The sequence below is a fragment of the Christiangramia fulva genome (genome assembly GCF_003024155.1).
GTDB lineage: Bacteria > Bacteroidota > Bacteroidia > Flavobacteriales > Flavobacteriaceae > Christiangramia > Christiangramia fulva.
On record NZ_CP028136.1, the window covers coordinates 474,233 to 493,857 of the forward strand.

Annotated in this window: 18 protein-coding genes and 1 tRNA gene; 5 read left to right on the plus strand and 14 right to left on the minus strand. The window is 37.6% G+C overall.

What is annotated here, in order from left to right; genetic code table 11:
• Position 1 precedes the first annotated feature (1 nt).
• The 3 genes from pdhA to porV all read right to left on the minus strand — a co-directional run bounded on the left by pdhA (position 2) and on the right by porV (position 2,889).
• Complete coding sequence (pdhA, locus tag C7S20_RS02335; RefSeq protein ID WP_107010972.1) at positions 2–1,003, minus strand: pyruvate dehydrogenase (acetyl-transferring) E1 component subunit alpha; 1,002 nt, start codon at positions 1,001–1,003, stop codon at positions 2–4.
• A 111-nt stretch (positions 1,004–1,114) separates the two neighbouring features.
• Positions 1,115–1,597, minus strand: a complete 483-nt coding sequence (gene cdd, locus C7S20_RS02340) for a cytidine deaminase (protein WP_107010973.1) — start codon at positions 1,595–1,597, stop codon at positions 1,115–1,117.
• Between the two features lie 143 nt (positions 1,598–1,740).
• Positions 1,741–2,889 (minus strand): type IX secretion system outer membrane channel protein PorV, encoded by a 1,149-nt coding sequence (gene porV, locus C7S20_RS02345; RefSeq protein ID WP_107010974.1) that lies wholly within the window; start codon positions 2,887–2,889, stop codon positions 1,741–1,743.
• A gap of 401 nt (positions 2,890–3,290) precedes the next feature.
• On the opposite strand from porV, the gene gldJ reads away from it, so the two are divergent.
• Both gldJ and C7S20_RS02355 read left to right on the plus strand, forming a co-directional pair.
• Positions 3,291–4,979 (plus strand): gliding motility lipoprotein GldJ, encoded by a 1,689-nt coding sequence (gene gldJ / locus C7S20_RS02350; RefSeq protein ID WP_107010975.1) that lies wholly within the window; start codon positions 3,291–3,293, stop codon positions 4,977–4,979.
• A 69-nt stretch (positions 4,980–5,048) separates the two neighbouring features.
• Positions 5,049–6,338 carry a UDP-N-acetylmuramoyl-tripeptide--D-alanyl-D-alanine ligase gene (locus C7S20_RS02355; RefSeq protein WP_107010976.1) on the plus strand — a complete coding sequence of 430 codons (1,290 nt, stop codon included), beginning with the start codon at positions 5,049–5,051 and terminating at the stop codon, positions 6,336–6,338.
• Between the two features lie 69 nt (positions 6,339–6,407).
• On the opposite strand, the gene C7S20_RS02360 is transcribed toward C7S20_RS02355, so the two are convergent.
• The 6 genes from C7S20_RS02360 to C7S20_RS02385 all read right to left on the minus strand — a co-directional run bounded on the left by C7S20_RS02360 (position 6,408) and on the right by C7S20_RS02385 (position 12,089).
• Positions 6,408–7,268 carry a sugar phosphate isomerase/epimerase family protein gene (locus tag C7S20_RS02360; protein WP_227009080.1) on the minus strand — a complete coding sequence of 287 codons (861 nt, stop codon included), beginning with the start codon at positions 7,266–7,268 and terminating at the stop codon, positions 6,408–6,410.
• Between the two features lie 130 nt (positions 7,269–7,398).
• On the minus strand, positions 7,399–7,602 hold the full coding sequence (locus C7S20_RS02365; RefSeq protein WP_107010978.1) for a hypothetical protein: 204 nt from the start codon (positions 7,600–7,602) through the stop codon (positions 7,399–7,401).
• A gap of 135 nt (positions 7,603–7,737) precedes the next feature.
• Positions 7,738–7,812, minus strand: a tRNA-Val gene (locus C7S20_RS02370).
• Between the two features lie 72 nt (positions 7,813–7,884).
• The gene (locus C7S20_RS02375) at positions 7,885–9,699 is read right to left on the minus strand and encodes a hypothetical protein (RefSeq protein ID WP_107010979.1); all 1,815 of its coding nucleotides are present in this window, start codon (positions 9,697–9,699) and stop codon (positions 7,885–7,887) included.
• Positions 9,700–10,476: 777 nt separating this feature from the next.
• The gene (locus C7S20_RS02380; RefSeq protein ID WP_107010980.1) at positions 10,477–11,439 is read right to left on the minus strand and encodes a DUF1259 domain-containing protein; all 963 of its coding nucleotides are present in this window, start codon (positions 11,437–11,439) and stop codon (positions 10,477–10,479) included.
• Positions 11,440–11,501: 62 nt separating this feature from the next.
• A complete protein-coding gene (locus C7S20_RS02385) occupies positions 11,502–12,089 on the minus strand; it encodes a DUF6789 family protein (protein ID WP_159039852.1) in 588 nt (195 codons plus the stop codon).
• A gap of 333 nt (positions 12,090–12,422) precedes the next feature.
• Between C7S20_RS02385 and C7S20_RS02390 the strand changes: the two genes are divergently transcribed.
• Positions 12,423–13,013 (plus strand): Crp/Fnr family transcriptional regulator, encoded by a 591-nt coding sequence (locus C7S20_RS02390; RefSeq protein ID WP_227009081.1) that lies wholly within the window; start codon positions 12,423–12,425, stop codon positions 13,011–13,013.
• Here the strand turns inward: C7S20_RS02390 and C7S20_RS02395 are convergent.
• The 5 genes from C7S20_RS02395 to C7S20_RS02415 form a co-directional block, all read right to left on the minus strand.
• A complete protein-coding gene (locus C7S20_RS02395) occupies positions 12,996–13,220 on the minus strand; it encodes a metal-sensitive transcriptional regulator (protein WP_227009082.1) in 225 nt (74 codons plus the stop codon). The genes C7S20_RS02390 and C7S20_RS02395 overlap by 18 nt on opposite strands.
• A 64-nt stretch (positions 13,221–13,284) precedes the next feature.
• Positions 13,285–13,491, minus strand: coding sequence for a GDCCVxC domain-containing (seleno)protein (locus tag C7S20_RS19700; RefSeq protein ID WP_107010982.1), 207 nt, complete (start codon positions 13,489–13,491; stop codon positions 13,285–13,287).
• 10 nt (positions 13,492–13,501) lie between these two features.
• Positions 13,502–14,848, minus strand: a complete 1,347-nt coding sequence (locus C7S20_RS02405) for a dihydrolipoyl dehydrogenase family protein (RefSeq protein WP_107010983.1) — start codon at positions 14,846–14,848, stop codon at positions 13,502–13,504.
• A 47-nt stretch (positions 14,849–14,895) separates the two neighbouring features.
• Positions 14,896–15,522 carry a mercuric transport protein MerTP gene (gene merTP / locus C7S20_RS02410; RefSeq protein WP_107010984.1) on the minus strand — a complete coding sequence of 209 codons (627 nt, stop codon included), beginning with the start codon at positions 15,520–15,522 and terminating at the stop codon, positions 14,896–14,898.
• Complete coding sequence (locus C7S20_RS02415; RefSeq protein WP_107010985.1) at positions 15,519–15,896, minus strand: ArsR/SmtB family transcription factor; 378 nt, start codon at positions 15,894–15,896, stop codon at positions 15,519–15,521. Before C7S20_RS02415 ends, merTP begins: the two co-directional genes overlap by 4 nt.
• Positions 15,897–16,040: 144 nt before the next feature.
• On the opposite strand from C7S20_RS02415, the gene C7S20_RS02420 reads away from it, so the two are divergent.
• On the plus strand, positions 16,041–18,425 hold the full coding sequence (locus C7S20_RS02420) for a TonB-dependent receptor (RefSeq protein WP_107010986.1): 2,385 nt from the start codon (positions 16,041–16,043) through the stop codon (positions 18,423–18,425).
• 72 nt (positions 18,426–18,497) lie between these two features.
• On the plus strand, positions 18,498–19,562 hold the full coding sequence (locus C7S20_RS02425) for a PepSY-associated TM helix domain-containing protein (protein ID WP_227009083.1): 1,065 nt from the start codon (positions 18,498–18,500) through the stop codon (positions 19,560–19,562).
• Positions 19,563–19,625 lie beyond the last annotated feature (63 nt).

Consider the following 19,625-nt stretch of genomic DNA (forward strand, 5'->3'; position numbering starts at 1 on the left):
TTTAATCTAATTTATGTGCCAGGAAAGGATAATCTTCCTGTTGGTAAACCACGTCATACATCACGTTTTTATCCGGGAAATCTGACTCATCGGCAAATTTCTCACATTCAGCAACTTTTTCCTTGACGCGCTTTTCAATTTCTTTGATCTCTTTATCAGATGCATATTTTTTCTCCCTGATCACATCAAGAACCTGAGTGATAGGATCTAATTTCTGATATTCCGCAACCTCTTCTTTTGTTCTGTACTTTTGAGCATCACTCATGGAATGACCCCGATAGCGATAGGTTTTCAATTCAAGAAAGGTTGGACCGTTTCCTTTTCTTGCACGGGTAATCGCTTCGTCAAAAGCTTCGGCAACCTTTACAGGATTCATCGCATCTACCGGCCCACAAGGCATCTCATAGCCATTCCCGAGTTTCCAGATATCGGTACCTTTTGCAGTTCGCGCCACAGAAGTTCCCATTGCATACCCGTTATTCTCTACACAGAAAACAACTGGCAGGTCCCATTTTACGGCCATATTAAGGGTTTCATGAAGTGATCCCTGTCTTGCAGCCCCGTCACCCAAAAAGGTAAGTGTCACAGAATCTCTTTTGAAATATTTATCGGCAAAGGCAATTCCTGCCCCCAAAGGGATCTGACCTCCTACAATTCCGTGGCCGCCATAGAAACGATGTTCTTTAGAGAAAATATGCATGGAACCACCAAGTCCCATAGAAGTACCGGTTTTTTTTCCGAAGAGCTCGGCCATTACCCTTTTTGGATCCACTCCGAGGCCAATTGGCTGAACATGGTTTCTATATGCAGTGATCATGCGGTCCTTTTCAAGATCCATCGCATGCATCGCACCAGCCAAAATAGCTTCCTGGCCGTTATATAAATGTAAAAAACCTCTTACTTTTTGCTGAATGTAAACCTGGGCTAATTTATCTTCAAATTTGCGCCAAAACAGCATATCCTCATACCACTTAAGATACGTGGCTTTTGTTACTTTCTTCATCTAATCTACTTTATTTTAAGGCCAGACAGATTGGTTTTGCCAAGCGGATAACAAAAATACTATTTTCAGTAAGAAACGAAAACAGTTTTACTGCAAAAAATCACGAAAACCTTATAGACTGGAATTATCGAAGACTAACGGGAGCAGGTCTTTAATAGAATTGGCTTTCACCACTTTCCCGCTTTCACCCATAAAAAAGATCCCGATAGGCTTTTCCTGCTTCACTTCATATTCAATAAGAGCCTGCCTGCAGGCACCGCATGGAGGCACCGGGGAAATTACCTGATGCTTCATGGATTTAGCAGAAATCGCAATCGCTTTTATTTCGGCCTCAGGATATTTTGCTCCTGCCGCGTAAACCGCGGTGCGCTCGGCACACAAACCTGAAGGATAAGAAGCATTTTCCTGGTTACTTCCCAAAATCACTTCATCATTATCGAGCAACAGTGCGGCACCTACTTTAAACTGAGAATAGGGAGCATAGGCCGTATCGCGAACTTTAATTGCCTGTTGCATTAATTGCTGCAAGTTACCAGGAAGCTCTTCCAAAGAATCGTAAACCTCCAGGTGTGAGGTTATAGTTAATGATTTCATGTGTGATAGTTATTTACTTCAGGACCATTCAGGGACAATTCGCCTGAAAACTTTGCCTTTATCAGCCAAAAAAAATTGGGAATACAAGATAAGAGAAAAGCTCTCTCAAGCAAACCACCCGCAGCAATTTTAATATTTAGAGATTAATTGGTATAGCTGTTTCCAAAATTAAAACTTAAGCCAAATCGCAAGGTTCCTTCCAGAGGGCTGGGGACAGAAGATGTAGAAAATAAATAGGACATATCAATAACCACCGATTCATAAGCAAAACCGGCCCCTACGGAGAAAAATTTTCTAAATCCCTTTTCCTCACTTTCATTAAAATATCCTGCCCGAAGTGCAAATTTGTTTTGATACCAGTATTCGGCTCCAAGAGCCCATGTAACTTCCTTAAGTTCTTCAGAAAAGCCATCAGGTGCATCGCCGAAAGACTTAAAAATTCCTTCTATCGAGCCTATTTCATTATATTGCTGGGTATCTTCTCCATTAATTTTGCCATCTCCGTTGAAATCTTTAGGAGTTGGCACGAGCAATTTATTGAATTCAAGATAAGTAGCCAGTTTATTTTGGGGATCAAAAATAAAGTCAAATCCTGCACCAATACCCAGGTTGGTTGGAATGAAATTTTCCTGACCGGCATTATCAAATTTTATTTTAGGCCCAATATTAGAAATATTGGCGCCGAGCCTCCAGACTCCATCAAAACTACTATAGGTCATTTGCGGACTCTCATAATATCCTGCGATGTCAACGCCAAAAGTTGAGCCCGCGATATTTTCATTTCCTCCCAGGTCCAAATCAGATCGAAGATAACGTCCGGCCACTGCCATAGAAAAATCTTCACTAAGTTTTAATGAATAAGAAAGGTCTAAGGTGAATGAATTCGGGTTTACCAAAAGTGCGTCCTGCTCGAAAGTATCTCTTCGCTCAATCGAACCAAGGCTAAAATAACGAAGACTGCCTGCAAAAGCACTTCTTTCATTTAGCTTCTGAACATAAGTTACGCCTCCAAGAAAAATATCATTAACGATCCTGCTTAAATACGGGGTATAGGTGACACCCGCTCCATTTTCATAATTAAAGAAAGCATATTTTGCAGGATTCCACTGCTGAGAATACACATCTGGAGATGATGCCACACCAAGTTCACCCATCCCGGCAGACCTTGCATCAGCCGCGATCTTTAGGAAAGGAACTGAGGTTGTTATTACCCGATCTCCTTTTTCCTGAGCAATAAGAGAATAATTTCCAAGAAGAATTACTCCAGTAATTAAATATGTAATTTTTTTCATTATAGTAGTTAATGATAAACAAATATATAGTAATATTCCTGTTAAGAAAGAACTGAGGCTTCAAAAAACTTCCCTAAACTATGATAAAATACGTAAATTCTGGTTGAAATAAACTTGGTTAAATAGTATAACTGCAAAAATTTTAATTTATTGCTTCATATAACACAAAAGCAGCCTTTGCACTTTAAGCAATAATTTCAAGCTTAAGCTTTATAAAGTGAATTTCTTCCAAACCCTTCCTAAAACACTCACAATAAACCATCTGCAATGCCGTTTAGTGTATGGTATATCAGAGAGTTATGCTAAATTGAGCAGTTTTATAATAAATAAAATAAACTTGTACATTTGGCGTTAATTAGTATATTGCAGGGCCTAAATTTCTATCATAAAGGAGAAAGACTATGAAATCGAAAATAGCTTTAAAAGCCATTATTGCTGTTGTTTGTGGCGTTAGCTTAGTAAGCTGTAACAAAAACAATTATAAGAATACCTCGCGTGCCACGGGATGGGATATTAATTCAAAAGACGGAGGTTTTCAATACAATACCGACTATAAAGAACAGGATGCTGCCCCCGGGCTGGTTTTTGTAGAGGGGGGAACTTATACTATGGGACGTGTACAGGACGATCCCATGCATGATTGGAACAACACTCCTACTCAACAACATGTTCAGTCCTTTTATATGGACGAAACCGAGGTAACCAATAAGATGTATCTTGAATATTTAGACTGGTTAAAAAGTGTTTTTCCGCCTTCTCAGGAAAATTACAAAAATATATATACCGGAGCACTGCCAGATACCCTGGTTTGGAGGAACAGGCTTGGTTACAATGAAACCATGGTTACCAATTACCTTCGCCATCCTGCCTATGCTGAATATCCTGTCGTGGGAGTTAGCTGGATACAGGCGGTGGAATTTAGCAAATGGAGAACAGATCGTGTAAATGAAGCCCGATTAGAAAAAGAAGGATTCCTTGCCGAAAACGCGAGGTATAATTCAGAAGATCAGTCGGCTACTTTTAATACCGATACTTATATCGCCTCTCCAACTAAGGTATATGGAGGCAATACCGAATTACTTGACGGGAAGAAAGTTCAGGACCGTATGGAGAATACCGACGAAAATGGAAATCCCGTAAAAGAGGTATATCCCGGGAGGGAAAGCGGTCTCCTTTATCCGGAGTATCGTCTTCCAACAGAAGCAGAATGGGAATATGCGGCTCTCGGACTTGTTGGAATAAGAAATTATAACATTTATCGCGGAAGAAAAAAATATCCATGGGATGGCCAATACACCCGTAGTGGTGAAGCGAAAAGAATGGGTGACCAGCTTGCTAATTTTAAACAGGGAGATGGTGATTACGGCGGAATTGCCGGATGGAGCGACGATGGTGCAGATATAACTGCCGAAGTAAAATCTTATGAACCCAATGATTTTGGTCTTTATGATATGGCAGGGAACGTAGCAGAATGGGTTGCCGATGTTTACCGACCTATCGTTGATGATGAATTCAACGACTTTAACTATTACCGAGGAAATGTCTATACCAAACATGCCATTAATGAAGATGGAACGGTAAAAGTCGTGGGTACTGAAGATATTGTGTATGACACGCTCAGCAATGGGAAACTTGTCGCAAAAAACCTTCCGGGAGAGATCGCCCAGGTGCCGGTTACCAAGGAAGATACCTACATGAGAACCAACTATACTGAAAGTGATCAGAGAGATTTTCGTGATGGAGATAAAAGTTCAAGCAGATATTATCAGCCTTTTCAGGATATAGATGATCCCTCTAAAAGAATGTACAATTCCCCGACCTATGATAACTTTAAATTCAGCGACAGTTCGGCCACTCCTACATTAGAAGAAAGAGGCTACGACAAAGAAAGAAGAACTACACTAATCAGTGACGAGGTACGAGTTTACAAAGGAGGCAGCTGGAGAGACAGAGCCTATTGGCTGGATCCCGCACAAAGACGTTTCTTCCCTCAGGATATGGCTACCGATTATATAGGTTTCAGAAACGCTATGTCCCGGGTTGGATCTAAATCTTTAAATAAAAATAAAACTGCCAGAACGACTAAGTAACCCTAGCAGTTACCTAAAATTAACTTAAAGCCCTAACTTGTTTAGGGCTTTTTTTATAGTTTTAGTTTTATGAAAACAGCCAGATTACATCAACGTTTCCTCCTTTGCAGTGGAGTTGATACCGATACCCGGAAAATTCGAGAAAACAGCATTTTTTTCGCACTTAAAGGCGATAACTTCAACGGAAATGTCTTTGCTGAAGAAGCGCTTCGTAAAGGCGCGAAATATGTGGTAGTCGATGAGAAAGAATACGCTAAAGATTCAGAGGAATATATTCTAGTAAAAAATTCCCTGGAAGCACTTCAGAAATTGGCCATTTTCCACCGTAATTACCTTAAGATCCCTATTCTTGCGATCACAGGCAGCAACGGAAAGACAACCACCAAAGAACTTATTAACGCGGTACTTTCAAAAAAATACAGAACTATTGCGACCAGCGGAAACTACAATAATCATATTGGCGTCCCCCTTACCCTGCTCACGATGGATGAAGAGACAGAATTCGGTATTGTAGAAATGGGTGCTAATCATATACTCGAGATCGAATTTCTCTGCACCATCGCCAATCCCGATTACGGCTTCATTACCAATTTCGGGAAAGCCCATCTGGAAGGTTTTGGAGGAATCGAAGGAGTTATAAAAGGAAAAACTGAACTTTACAAACATCTTCAGGAAAGGAATAAACTTATTTTTCTGAATATCGATGATGAGATACAAAGAAAACATTCTAATTACAAGCATACTTTTTCTTTTGGCGAAAACCCGGAAGCTGATGTTCAACTGGAATATAAAAAAGGAGAAAAGGCTGAAATTATTTATAATAATACCCTTTTTACCAGCCAGTTTTCCGGCAGCTATAATGCCAGGAATATTGCAGCTGCATTAAGTATCGGGCTTTATTTTAAGGTAAATTTTGATGAGATCAGGCAGGCAATAAAAGATTTTAAGCCCGGAAATAACCGTTCTGAAGTCATTCCGGCAGGAAGCAATACCATCATTATGGATGCTTATAATGCCAACCCTACCAGCATGCACGCTGCGCTTGAAAATTTTCAGAATCTAAAAACCAATAAACAGAAAATTGCCATTTTAGGAGACATGTTCGAACTGGGAGATGAAGCTGCTACTGAACATCAGCTCATCGTGAATCATGTGAAGAACAGTAATTTCTCCGAAACCTATTTATTGGGAGAAAATTTCAGAAATACTGAAGTTCAAAGTGATTTTATTTTCAAATTCAAGGATATTGCCAGTTTAAAAAAACATATTGAAGAGACCAATTATGAAAATTGCTATTTCCTAATAAAAGGATCGAGGGGAATGGCCCTGGAAAGATTGCTCAATTCATTAAAAAAATAAGAGACTAAAAAAACGGCTGAAATCAGCCGTTTTTTAGTTTATTGTAACACGATGAAAGCCTCTATTTGTTCAAATAGCCTTTAAATTTTCGTGGCTGATTTTGGCAGCTTCAAGAGGAGTATGATTAAAGGTTTTATCCTGTTCTACTAAATAATGCTGCATTCCCGCAAGATCCTTATTATTAAAAATGCGTTTGAAATCTATAGTCCCTGTTCCTACAGGTGCAAATCTTCCCTGATCATCCATGTCTTTAACATGCCATAATTTAAATCTACCCGGATACTTTTTAAAATAAGCTACAGGATCTTCACCGGCTTTGGTAATCCAATAAAGGTCCATTTGAAAATTCACATATTTAGGATCGGTATTTTTAAGGAAATAATCATAAGCCTTAATGCCGTTTTCATTTTCTTTAAATTCAAAATTATGATTATGATAAAGCAATTTTAATCCTTTTGCTTCCGCTTTTTTACCAAGCGTATTAAAAATATTGGTCAGAGTCTTCACATCATCTTTCATTCCCATACTTTGCTTTTCCTGATCATAAGTGAAATATCCCATGGGTGGCACGGGAAGAACAAAATATTCAAATCCGGCATCTTTCACGTCCTGCATCATTTTATCGGCATTTTCAAGAGTAACAGATCCCTGATGAGTGCTTAAGGGTATAAGACCAAGTTCATCCAGATATTTTTTGAATTCTTTTGGCTCCATTCCGTAGAACTTACCATTTTCGTAACCTGCTGCTTCAATGTATTTATAGCCCATATCAGCAACCTTCTTCAGCGTTTCTTTAGGATTATCAGCCATAGCATCTCTGACTGTATAAAGGGCGAGACCGCCGAATCTTTCCTGTGCAAAGGAATTTGTAACCGAAAGAAAAACACCTAAAAGAGCCAGTAAGCCCCATTTTTTAAAGTTTGTCATCATTTTATTTTGTATTAATAGAAAAAATTGAAATCCCTGATAAACATAGATTACCAAGGATCTCCTAAAATATTAAAATTTCTTCAGATAAAGGCTATCAGGCTCATTGATATGATTGAAAAGATCCAAAATATCAATTCTGCCAGTTCAGTTTTAAATTTTGAGCCTCCGTCAGTTTAACCGAAGTGCCAAATTTCTCCCCCTCCCTATCAAACATCGACTTCAGCCATTTCACCTGTTCTGAATTCGCATAGTGGAGACTGAATTTTTTCATTTCCAGCGGGATCATTTTAAGGGATAGCAATTTTCCATTTTTATCGATTTCAGGAAAATACATTAAAACTATAAGTTAGGAAGTTAAGGGGAGTTTTAAAAGAAGGGAACGCTTAAAAAAATGTAATAAAATTTCAAGAATATCAAAACAAAAAAACCCACAAACTCAACGTTTGTAGGGTTTGGTATAATATTTTCGTGAGTGATACTGGATTCGAACCAGTGACCCCTACCCTGTCAAGGTAGTGCTCTGAACCAACTGAGCTAATCACTCATTCACCCGGCAAATATATTAAAAAAGGTTTCGCCTGTTTAAAATTTTAGAAACAAAAGCAAAATCCTTTTATTAATTAGCAACCAGTGGTTGATCTTCCAATTTCACCTGTATAAGCTTAATATTCTCTTCCGCTTTTTCTATTGCTTTCTTAAAAGTATCAGCTTTCTCAATCAATCCGTTCATTGCTAATTCCTTGTAATGTGCGATTCCTGTTAAAAGGTTTCCGCAATAATTTTTCCAATCACGAATTGTGCGACTCGTAGGTTCGGAAATTTCAATTAGCTGCTCTTTCAGAAAATCGAGATATAATTCAAGTTCTTTGATAAACATATGCGGCCTGTTGCCCTGGGTCAAATGATTTTCACGTCCGTAGATATGATCAACCATCTGTTTCAAACTTAGAAGTTTTGAAAAATTCACAATGTTAGGCCCCGGACAAATGGTTACCGCCTGCTGCTTCGGAAGAAAAGGTACATTATACAAATGTGGCGCAGCATTACTGAGCCCAACACAGAGGCATTCCTTTCCGGTTATTTTTTGATATTCCTTTTCATATTCCTCAGAAGAAAGCTGGCTCTCTTCTAATTGTTTCAGTTTTTTTCGCTGGTATTGCTTAGAAGCTGTACAAATAGGTTTATCTGAAAATTCGGTATTCGAGACCAGATATTTTTCGGTACAAGGGCTGCCTGGCTTTTCACTTTCCATCCGGTCCAGCCTTTCTTTTTCCCCACTGGTACCTTTCAGGTAATTAAAGGCAACGCCCAAAGGTGAAGCATTGCTTCGTACCACATCATTTTCTTTTGATTTAAGCAGGAGTTGAAGAGTTTTTTCATCAACCGTAGTTGCTTCGGGGCAAAGCAAAAATGGTGTTCCCCAGCCGGTACTGTCGACTTCATAATAATCATGCAAAAATTTATCTTCAGCTCCGGTACCTATTCCGCCCTGCACGGTAATTTTGATAGGATGAGGCTCGTCAAAAACTTTTTTGCCTTTCTCTGCCACAGCAGAAGCATATAAATCGAAAAGGCTCGAAACCAGTTCTTCTTTTTTCTCTTTAAACTCTTTTAAAATGCTTCCCATGAGAATTCCCGGCGTCGCAAAAACATGTCCTCCACAATTCAGTCCCGATTCAATTCGAAATTCACTAACCCAAATTCCCTTTTTTGCGAGATATTTTCCCTGGATCAAAGCAGAACGATAATCGCTAACCTTAATGACCACTCTTTTATTGAATTGGCCATAATCAACAGCATCAAATTCGGTGAAATTCTCAAGATAATTATAGAGCCTGGGGTTCATTCCGGCAGAAAAAATAAGAGAAGAGTTTTTTAGATCGCTTTCGGCATAAGCTTTTAAAGCGGTAAGTGCATCTGAACCATTTTCTATAAGTGCTCCTTCCTTATCTAAATTATCCTTATCAACTTTGGTCATAATATTCACCTCAATGGCTCCCGGAATCATTTCATCTTTCAAAGATTTCGCTACCACCGCCTTCTCGTGCGGGTCACCTAAGGACATGAAATATTCATACTTTTTCTTCAGACCGCTGTTTGCCGGAAGCATTTCAAAATACTTCACCAGGTCTGATCCTAACTCGAAGGTTGAACTCTTAATTTTTTCAAATTCCGAATTAACCAGGCGTTGCATTAGATTTAAATAAGCCTTTATGCGCCTTACCCGGTAATTGGTTTCATGTTTTCCAATAGGAATATAGGGTTCCTCAATCTTTTTTAGATAATACCTCCGCATGGTTTCCAGCAGATTATCTTCTATTATGGAAATTGCTGAATTAATTCCGAAGGGACCTACTTTAATGGGTGTGTCTATAGAAAACGCCAGTCCCATCACGGGAATGTGAAAGTTGTGAGCTGAAATTGCCTGCATTCTTTTAGTCTTTAATCAGCAAATATGACCAACTGCAGGCTCAGATTATATGATAATGGTCATATCTATCGGTTTTTTTTGCCAGGAGAGCTCTAGAATAATAAAACACAAAAGGCTTCCAGAAATGGAAGCCTTTTTTAAGTTCTGTGGGCGCGAAGGGATTCGAACCCATCTCGCAACCCCTATATTTAAAGGGATGAAAAATCAATTCCTCAATTTGTTGACCGATTTGTAGACCATTTTTAGAAACCTTGACTTTCTAATATTTAAAAGTAGCAATTAAAATTAAATAACTTTAAATGAAATAAAGGAAACTTAAACCTCCGTTTGTCCTTCAACGTTTCCAGGTTAAATTTAAATGTACCTCGAATAACCAGTGACAAAAAAATTCTAAATTAAAAATTCTGCACGCCGTCATAATTAATTTAGAAATGCCCAAAGCTTACATCCATATTGAATTTTATTTCTACCTGGCATTTCTATTTTTTTATTCATTCAGTAAATAGAAAGAAGACAAATTAACCCGTTATTAACCGATTAGTTATAGAGTTGTAAGTCTGATTTTCAAAAATTCCAGCTTTTGATCAAAGATATACTTCTCCTGTACTTTGTCCTGGTACGGGGGCAGGCCCACTCCGGAAGAATTAAGACAGGATTTTCGGGCTATCTCCAGGAAAATCAGGCCAGATTGGGATCTTTCAACTCCCTTTATAAAAGAAAAATGGAAACAAAATGAAAAACAGTATTTTTATCCTTATGGTGAAAAATAATTAAGTCCTAATTTAAGACCACTTTCATTTTTTCTAAAGCCTCCCTCAAGCCTTTTGCAAGTTGTTCTGGCTCCCCTACCGCCCAAAAATGCATATAAAACAGTCTTGGCTCCTCATGTAGCATATGATTATGAAGAGCTGTGATTTCAATATTATTTTTAGAAAGGGTAGCAATAACGTCATTCACTTCGTTTTCTTTCATTACAAAATCACCAGTGATGGCCGCGGTTTGCTCATCAAGACCTTGAAAGCCTATGGAAGTAGCAATACCATAAGTTTTAGGTAAGGTTAAATGTTCCATTTTGATGGTTTCCTTTCTTGGGAAAGTAAATTTAATAACATCTTTATTCTCTGTACCTTCACCCAGTATACTCTTTACTGATGACCAATTGAAATTTTTGCTGACTTTTTTCACCTCTTCGTCCTTGTCTTCTTTTTTTGTTAATGGTGTTGCTGTTAACTCAAAAGCACTTTTCATTTTCTTTGAAAGTTCTATCGCATTACCGGTCCCTGCAAAATGCATATAAATTAAACGCGGTTTTTCTCGTAATAAATGATTATGAACAGCCGTGATATTGATACCATTCTTTTTAAGATAAGGAAGGACTTTTGATATTTCGGAATCTAACAAAACCATATCACCCATAATTCGAGAACCATTTTCAACTGGCAAATAAGCGATCCAGGAAGTATAAGCAAGTGCAGGGACCACAGGAATATCATCTAGTTTAAGTTTTATATCTGTGCGCGGAAAAGTGATTTTATAAAATCCATCTTTATCATTTAACTCTTTTTTCCAAAAACTATTGAGACTATCCACCGGAAAATCACTAATTCTCTTCGAGCTGGAAGTAGGAGATTCAAAATTTTCTTCTTTACTAATTTTCTGTTCTGATCTTTTTTCAACAGAATGGTCGTCACATGAATTAAAAAGCAACACCAAAAAACTAACCACCAATATTCTTTTCATTTTCAACAATTTAAAAACAGGATTAATTTACGAAAAATTAGGCGCTGTTTCTTATTCCAGTCTCAAAAGGGAATGTAGCTATACAAGAATCCCAGGACAACACCAAAAATTATATGACCTATAAGACTTCCAACAGGTGTCATTTTTCCAAAATTTGTTGCCGCTATTCCAGGATCCTCCTGATGACCTTTTTTTATGGCGGGATGAACCGCACTCAAGGTTGACATCATTAATAAGGCTAATATCCAAAGAATGATTCCCCAAGCCAAGCCCGTAAGCCAGTTAGCATCAACAGAAAATAAAACTGTGCCATATGCCCAGGAAATACCTAATAGGGCACCATTCATTAAATGGATTGCCATACCCAGTTGGCGGGAAGATTTAGAATGTGGTGGCATAAAAAAACTACCAAGCAAATCCAGGAGATCCATACGGGTCATACCCATCTTTTTTCCCATTATTGTGACAAGAGTAAAAATTATTGTGGCTGCTATTCCCCAAATAATTGCAGCACCCCAGTTAATGCTGTCGAAACCAAGGGCAAATATCCCCCATACAGCAATGATCGCTGGTATTCCCATACTAACCATAAAACCTGCTACTTCTAAAAATTTAGAATTTGAAGATTCCTTATAATTAAATGTTTCCATAATTTTAATTTTTATTTCTTGATCTCTCTGATATTTAAAAGTCCGAATACCTGTAAACTTTTAATGTCATTTTTTTGACCTTTCAAAGGTTTTATAAAAACTTTAAAGTTTTATTTTTTGAAGAATTTCTGCTAGATGTATCTAAATTAGTTTTTTTACCATTCCTTTAAGAAAATGAAAGTTTTCTTCAATTAAACTTTAAATAACCTAACGCCTCCCAATAAAAATTCAACAACATGAAGGAGCATTCTAAAATCTGGTACCTGGAAAATTTTTAATTTTTTTTCAGAATTAAACGATAAGCAAAGAAGCTTTATTTGTAAGAACACGGTAATGAAAACCATTGGCAAAGATGAAACGGTATACTTCCAGTCAAGTCCTGCAAACAGCGTATACTTTCTTAAAAAGGGAAAAATAAAGATCTCTCATTGTAGCCCGGAAGGAAAAGAGTTTTTAGTCAGCATTCTAGAACCGGGGGAAATTTTCGGCGAATCCTTCCTAAATCCATCAAATTTCAGAAAAGATGCGGCTATTGCTGAAGAGGAAGCTACTTTTTGCGTAATGAGCAGTAGTAATATGAAAAAACTTCTGCTAATGGTTCCTGAGCTGAATTTAAAATTCACCCAACTCATTGAAAGCCGACTAGAGAAATTACAAAAACGGCTTGAAGATGTTTCCTTGAAAAGCAACAGGGAACGAATTTTAGAATTTCTTAAAGAATCGGCGCTTCCCATGGCCGAAAGATTCGGTAAGAAACTTGTCATTAATAATAACCTTACTCACGACAAAATTGCCCAGCTGACTTCTACTAACAGGCAGGAAGTCTCAAGTGTTTTCAGCTCCTTAAAGAAAGAGGGAATCATAGATTATGACAGGAAAGAAATTCATGTTAAAGACCTTGAAAGGCTATTGCAACTTACCTAATTCTTTATCTATAGCGCGTGTTTTTCTATAGGTTTCGTCCAATAAAAGGAAGTGTGCTTTATCCAATCCTTTTTGAGCAGCTTTAAACTGAATTAGGAGCTTGTCGGGATCTGTATCTTTCTCAAGCATTTTTATGAGTCCGCTTATTTGCCCATTTATACTTTGTAGCCGGGTCTTTATGTCTTTACTTAAATCTCTTGGAATCATATTCTTGTTATTTTTCACAAGATACTCTAGCAATAAGGGTGTTCACTGGATTTTTTACAAATTTTTAACAGCACCCCGAACCGTCCTGTATTGGTGGGCAGGCTACTGAGCCATAGGAACAGAATACACAGCAATCTCCTTCTTTAGGTTTTAATACCTCTTTACAATTTTCACACTCATAAAAAAACTGACAGGCAGTGGTGGGCATTGTTTCTTCCTTTCTGTAATTACAATGTGGGCAGCTTATTTCGGACTTTAATTCTACTTTCATCTTTTTGTTATTAAACCATATGTGGAATATCAGAAGCCATAGTCGGATAGGTGTAGATCATTTTTTTTAATTCAGCAACTTTGATTCCAGTCTTTATAGCGATAGCAAATATATTTATGATCTCTTCGGCATTGGGACCAATGATATGAGCACCTAAAAGACTGTTGGTATTTTTATCAATAATTGTTTTAAATGCATACTGTTTAACATTTAACCTCTTGGCATTGAACCAGTTTTCGGCCGATTGATAATTTACCTTATATTGGACTTCTTTATTTCTGGCCTGTTCTTCGGTAAGACCTACACCCGTGAGCACAGGCAGTGTAAATACAACCGATGGTGTAGGAGGATAATTCACCTCTTTTTTATTTCCTTTAATGATATTTGAGGCCACGATGTGCCCTTCCATAACCGCTATGGGTGTTAACGGAAGCCCATTCGTATCGGCTGAATCTCCTGCGGCATATATTTTTTTATTCGTGGTGTTTTGCAAAAAGCTGTTTACTTCAATTCCTTTTTCGGAATAAGCGATATTTGCTTTCACCAGGTCAAGGTCAAAAATAGCAGGGGGTCTTCCTGCCGAATTGAATACAGCCTCGACTTTGAATTCTGACATTGTTTCGCCTGATTTGCCGCTTACTAAATAATCATCATTTTTCTTTTCTATTTTCAGAACCTCTGTTTCTAATATAAGCTCAATTCCCAGGTCTCTAGTGGCATCAATCAGATGTTTGACAATGTCCTGCTCGAAATTCTTCAGAGGATGTTTTCCGCGGTGAACAATAGTAACTTTTGAACCACAACGGGCTGCGATATGGGCAAATTCAAAAGCTATATAACCGCCTCCAATAAAAAGCATTGAGCCTGGCAGATCCTTCATATTCAAAAATTCTGTGCTGGAGAGGGCGAAATGTCCGCCTTCAAAAGTCAATTCTCTGGGTTTGGCTCCAGTGGCAATAACAAAATTATTGGCTGTTATGTGATCTTTTCCAAGCTGAAGTGTATTTTCTGATATAAATTTTACCGCGGTATGATAAGTATCGATGCCATTTTGCTTATATCCCTTTTCAATCTTTGGAGGCATGTCATTTACAAAAGATTGCTTAAATGCCATAATATCTTTCCAGTTAACCTGGGGTACAGTATCTATTCCAATTCCCTTGAGTCTATGAGCGAAATCACGGACTTCGGTAGCTCCTATAATAACCTTTTTTGGATCACAACCCCGGAGGGCACAGGTACCGCCGTAGGCTAATTCATCAGTAATCCCAACTTTCAGTCCGCCTGCAGCACATTTATTGGCGACCGTCATTCCCGCCATTCCTGATCCTATTACAAAAACATCATATTTTTTCATATATAATCTTTTAATCAAGTTCTTAAATATAAAAGGCAAAAAAAGGATTAGTTTTTCTTCACCACCTTATAACCTGTTCTATTAATGGCTGCGACAATCTGTCCAATACTTACCTTAGTCCGGTCAAATTCCACTTTGGCAGATGCTTTCTCATAAATAGCATCAACAAAGAAAATCCCTGGTAGCTTTTTGACCTCAGATTCCACATGGGCGGCGCAACCATTACACGTCATCCCTTGTATATTAAAAGTATTGCTTTGCAAATCAGAATTATTTACTACAACAACCTCCTTATTATTAGAAGGGAAGAAAATACCAGAGTAATATGGAAACGCGACGGCTAAAGCTGCGAAAAGACTGGCACTTAATAAATAAGTCTTGGTTTGGTACCATTTTGGCTTTGCATTTATAGCACAACACTCGTCTGATTTTTGCCGCTGATAATAGTTATACCAGGCGTAGCCTATGGCAAAAATGGCTAACACTATTAAATAAGGGCGATAGGTCTCAAGCCATGATAAACTGCCCGCTATACCACCAATTCCAGCGATAGCTGCGATTACAGGTGGAATACAACAGGAAGAGGCAGCTAATGCCGCAAATATTCCTGAAACAGTGGCTCCTTTACCCCTGTAGTTCTGTTTTTTCCCTTTATTGGTGGTTAGAAAACTCATGCTAATGATTTTTCTGGATGAGCAAGAATGAGTTTAAAAAAAGGCCGGAGCATTGTTAAGTTCTCTTTCTTTAAGGAATAAAAAATTGTTTGCCCTTCCCGTCTTCCTTCTACAATATTGCCATCTTTTAATTTTCGAAGATGTTGCGAAACTGCCGGTATGCTCATTCCCAAAATATCGGATAAATCACATGGGCAAAGTTCCCTTTCTTCTTCTAGAAGAAATAAAATTTTCAACCTTACTTCATTTCCTGCTAATGCAAGGATCTTGCTAATTCCGGTAAAACTTGCGGCTGAGGAATTGATCATTTCTTTACACTGGTTAATTTGAGTGTAATTTGCCTCTACCCGGGTACAATTTAAATCTGTCTTCATCTATTTCAATTTTTACAAAAACGAATATATTAATTTATTTATTATTTAAGCAAGTATTTAAATAAAAAATTAATACCAAACTGTAAAAAATTAAATTAAATTCTATATTTGCTTCACTATTTTTAATCAATCTAAATAATAATAATGAAATATTTTACTTTAGCAGTCTGCCTGCTTATTAGCCTGTGTGGGTTTTCTCAATCTGAACTAAAGGGGGAAATTAAAAATGATATAAATGAACCTATTGCCGGCGCCACGATATATCTGGAAGAACTACAGAAAGGGACAACTACCAATTTCGAGGGAGTTTATAATTTAAAGGATATACCCCCGGGAATCTGGACTGTCACAATAAGAATGTTAGGATATCAAACCAAAAAAGCAAAGCTGGAATTTACCTCAAATTCGGTAGTAGAATATAACACTATCTTACAAGATGACTATGGAAACCTTGACGAGGTAGTTATATCTGCGAGCCGAAATCCTGAATATCTTTCAGAAATTCCCGCATCGGTGACGGTTGTAAATTCAGGGAAACTTCAAGAATTTTCTACCTTTACATCGAACATTAATGAAATCCTAGCTTATACCGTACCCGGACTTGCTGTAAGCACAGGAACTTTTTCCAACTGGGGACAGACTTTAAGAGGCCGGTCATTACTGGTGATGGTAGATGGAATTCCGCAATCCACTCCCCTGCGGAATGGACAATTGGGAATCAAAAGCATTAATCCAAATGATATCAAAAGAGTTGAAGTAATAAAAGGAGCTACTTCTATTTTCGGAAATGGAGGAAATGGAGGTTTTATAAATTATATTACCAAAGACCCAAATACTTCAGAAAAATTCAGTGGAACCAGTAATGTTTGGGGTACTTCTCAGCTTTCCGAAACAGAAGATGCCTTTGGGTATGGAGTTTACCAATCTTTGACCGGTCAGTTAAATAAATTCAATTATTACGTAAGTGGAAGTTTCGAACAAACTGGGAATAAATATGATGCTAATGGTGTTCCCCTTCTCCCAACCTATGGCCTGGATAATACCAAGATCTACAGTACCTATGCTAAACTAGAATATCTTCTTTCAGAAAACCAGAAATTAACACTTAATGGAAACCTCTATAAATCGCTCCAGGACTCCCCTTTTATTCCAGTTTTTGCGGACATTCAGGTTCTAAATGAGGAAGGAGATTATTCCTTAGAACCTGGATATGGTATTGATGGATCTATTCCTGGAGAACAACCAACAGGTTCCCAGCTGATAAATGGCCGGTTAAAATACAACCTGAACTCTATTTTTTCAGGAACTACAGATTTTGTAACCGATCTTTATTATTCTAAGGCGGAAAGTATCTTCTTTTATTCTGATAAATTTGAAAATGGAGGCCAATCTGTTGTCAATTCAGAAAAATATGGCTTAAGGCCTAATTTCAATACTCGAATCAACTCCTATGGAAATTCAGAAATCTCTTTAATCTATGGGCTGGATCTTTTAAAGGATAGAACCAATCAGGGCTTGTTAGACGGAAGGCTTTGGGTGCCAAATATTGAATTGATGAGCTTTGCGCCTTATTTACAAACCACCCTGAAGCTGGACCACAGATGGGTATTCAAGGCCGGGCTGCGCTATGACGATTTGAAAATGAATATTGCAGATTATAATACCCTTCCCTATTCGCCTAAGGGAGATGGAAACTTTAATCCATCTGTTTCTGTTCAGGGAGGAGAATTGGCCTTCGACAACCTTGCCTTCAATTTAGGACTACGATATATTGAGCACCAGGAATTTATCCCCTACATAAGTTATTCCCAGGGATTTTCAATAGCCGATCTCGGGTCTATTCTGAGATCTGCAACAGCTGAAAGTATCGAAAATATCCAGTTAGAACCGGCGGTCACCAATAATTATGAATTCGGATTTATTTCAAACTTTAATAATTTGCGTGTAGAAGCCGTTTGGTATTATAGTACTTCAAATTTAGGTACCGGAGTTGTCTTTAGTGATGAGCTAAATTCATTTGTGCCTTCTGAACAGCCACAAAAAATATACGGTGGAGAGCTAGCCATAAATTATTCTTTTCCTAATAACAAACTTTTTTTAGGAGCTACCTATTCTTATGTAGAAGGTCTAAAGCATCCTGAAGGAGAGGAAAACAACTTAAGCTATGTTGGCGGAGATGTGATTTCAGCTCCCAAATTCACAGCGAATATCACCTGGAGGCCAATCGAAGACTTAAGTACCTCCTTAAACGTAATTCACCTTGGGGATCGAAACCGATTTGATCCTTTTCAGGACGCGGAAGGAAATTTCGTCTTCAGGCATACTGAATTTCCGGTAAAAGGATATACGCTGGTCAATCTTTCAGCGACTTACGAGATAAAAAACAACCTGGGTATTTCTCTGGGTATTAATAATCTTCTGAATGAATTCTATTTACCTGCACGGTCACAATGGGCGGCACCATTAAGGTCCTTTACCGTCGCAGGAGAAGGAGCTAATGCTCGTCTTGGGTTAACTTATAATTTCTAAAATATGAGATTGCCGTTGCTTAGTCATTGACATGTTTAAGCAACGGCTTTTCTTCAAGAATAAACATATCTTTTGAATCTGTCTTTAAAAATAGCCCGGAAAATTCACCTTTATTTAGGATTGACCTGTGGCCTTATAGCTTCTATTTCAGGGCTTACTGGTGCTTTGTATGTATGGCAGCCTGAAATAATGGCCGCATTAAATCCGCAATTGCTGAATGTAGATTCTTTCAATGATATTTCTGAAGAAAAACTTTTAAAAACTTCCCAGACACTTTATAAAACTCATCAAGATTCAATAGGGAAAATTTTCCTCCCCTACAGGGAACAGCAAAGCATTTCTATTATTTTTAGGGATGGAAAAACATTTTATTATCATCCCAGGACTGGCGAGCTTTTAGGAGAAAAATCAGCGTCTATATTATTTTTTGAAGATTTGTTGAGGATCCATCGTAGCCTCGGCATTCCTAAAATTGGAAAATACATTGTTGGTGGAAGTGCAATTTTATTTTTTCTTTTTCTCCTCAGCTCCGGATTTTTTCTATGGTGGAAAAAATATAACCTGAATTTTAAAAAAGGAATTAAAATTAAATGGAAACGAAATAAAAAAAGGTTTAACTACGATGTTCATAAAAGCCTGGGATTTTTCTTTTTTATACCGCTCCTGATAATAGCATTTTCCGGAGCCTATTTTACTTATAACACTTATTACAAGAAAGGTTTAAAGGTGTTGGATAGCTTTCAAAATATCAGCCTGGATAAAAAAATAACGCAAGAAAACACTCTTGATATTCATCAATTACTGGAGAATCCTAACAAAAGGTATTCACTCCGTGCAATTTATTTTCCAGAAGCTTCAAATCCAGCATATCAGTTTAGGTATATTCAAAACAGATTCATTGTGCCAGGACTGAGAAAAACCAGGGAATTAAAATTAAATGAAATGGGAAAAGTCCTTTCTTCCACTTCTTTTTATAGTGACCCCTTGAGTGAACAAATAGCATTACAATTTTATCCAGTTCATATTGGGGAAATAGTCGGATTACCTGGAAGGATTTTGGTTTTCATCTCAGGCTTTATTCCTGTAATATTATTTATTACTGGTTTAAGGTTTTATTTCTGGAGAGAAAGGAAATAAAGAAATTTGCTCCTGATAAGGTCAAAAATTTTGTTAAGTGTCAAAAAAAAGACATTATTTTCC

Bases quoted from the DNA above. Each gene is read 5' to 3' on its own strand.
- C7S20_RS19700 (WP_107010982.1), bottom strand. From the start codon at position 13,491: ATGAAAGTAGAATTAAAGTCCGAAATAAGCTGCCCACATTGTAATTAC.
- C7S20_RS02355 (WP_107010976.1), top strand. From the start codon at position 5,049: ATGAAAACAGCCAGATTACATCAACGTTTCCTCCTTTGCAGTGGAGTT.
- porV (WP_107010974.1), bottom strand. From the start codon at position 2,889: ATGAAAAAAATTACATATTTAATTACTGGAGTAATTCTTCTTGGAAAT.
- C7S20_RS02380 (WP_107010980.1), bottom strand. From the start codon at position 11,439: ATGAAAAGAATATTGGTGGTTAGTTTTTTGGTGTTGCTTTTTAATTCA.
- pdhA (WP_107010972.1), bottom strand. From the start codon at position 1,003: ATGAAGAAAGTAACAAAAGCCACGTATCTTAAGTGGTATGAGGATATG.
- C7S20_RS02415 (WP_107010985.1), bottom strand. From the start codon at position 15,896: ATGAAGACAGATTTAAATTGTACCCGGGTAGAGGCAAATTACACTCAA.
- C7S20_RS02390 (WP_227009081.1), top strand. From the start codon at position 12,423: ATGAAAACCATTGGCAAAGATGAAACGGTATACTTCCAGTCAAGTCCT.
- C7S20_RS02375 (WP_107010979.1), bottom strand. From the start codon at position 9,699: ATGCAGGCAATTTCAGCTCACAACTTTCACATTCCCGTGATGGGACTG.
- gldJ (WP_107010975.1), top strand. From the start codon at position 3,291: ATGAAATCGAAAATAGCTTTAAAAGCCATTATTGCTGTTGTTTGTGGC.
- merTP (WP_107010984.1), bottom strand. From the start codon at position 15,522: ATGAGTTTTCTAACCACCAATAAAGGGAAAAAACAGAACTACAGGGGT.
- cdd (WP_107010973.1), bottom strand. From the start codon at position 1,597: ATGAAATCATTAACTATAACCTCACACCTGGAGGTTTACGATTCTTTG.
- C7S20_RS02385 (WP_159039852.1), bottom strand. From the start codon at position 12,089: ATGGAAACATTTAATTATAAGGAATCTTCAAATTCTAAATTTTTAGAA.
- C7S20_RS02360 (WP_227009080.1), bottom strand. From the start codon at position 7,268: ATGATGACAAACTTTAAAAAATGGGGCTTACTGGCTCTTTTAGGTGTT.
- C7S20_RS02395 (WP_227009082.1), bottom strand. From the start codon at position 13,220: ATGATTCCAAGAGATTTAAGTAAAGACATAAAGACCCGGCTACAAAGT.
- C7S20_RS02365 (WP_107010978.1), bottom strand. From the start codon at position 7,602: ATGTATTTTCCTGAAATCGATAAAAATGGAAAATTGCTATCCCTTAAA.
- C7S20_RS02420 (WP_107010986.1), top strand. From the start codon at position 16,041: ATGAAATATTTTACTTTAGCAGTCTGCCTGCTTATTAGCCTGTGTGGG.
- C7S20_RS02405 (WP_107010983.1), bottom strand. From the start codon at position 14,848: ATGAAAAAATATGATGTTTTTGTAATAGGATCAGGAATGGCGGGAATG.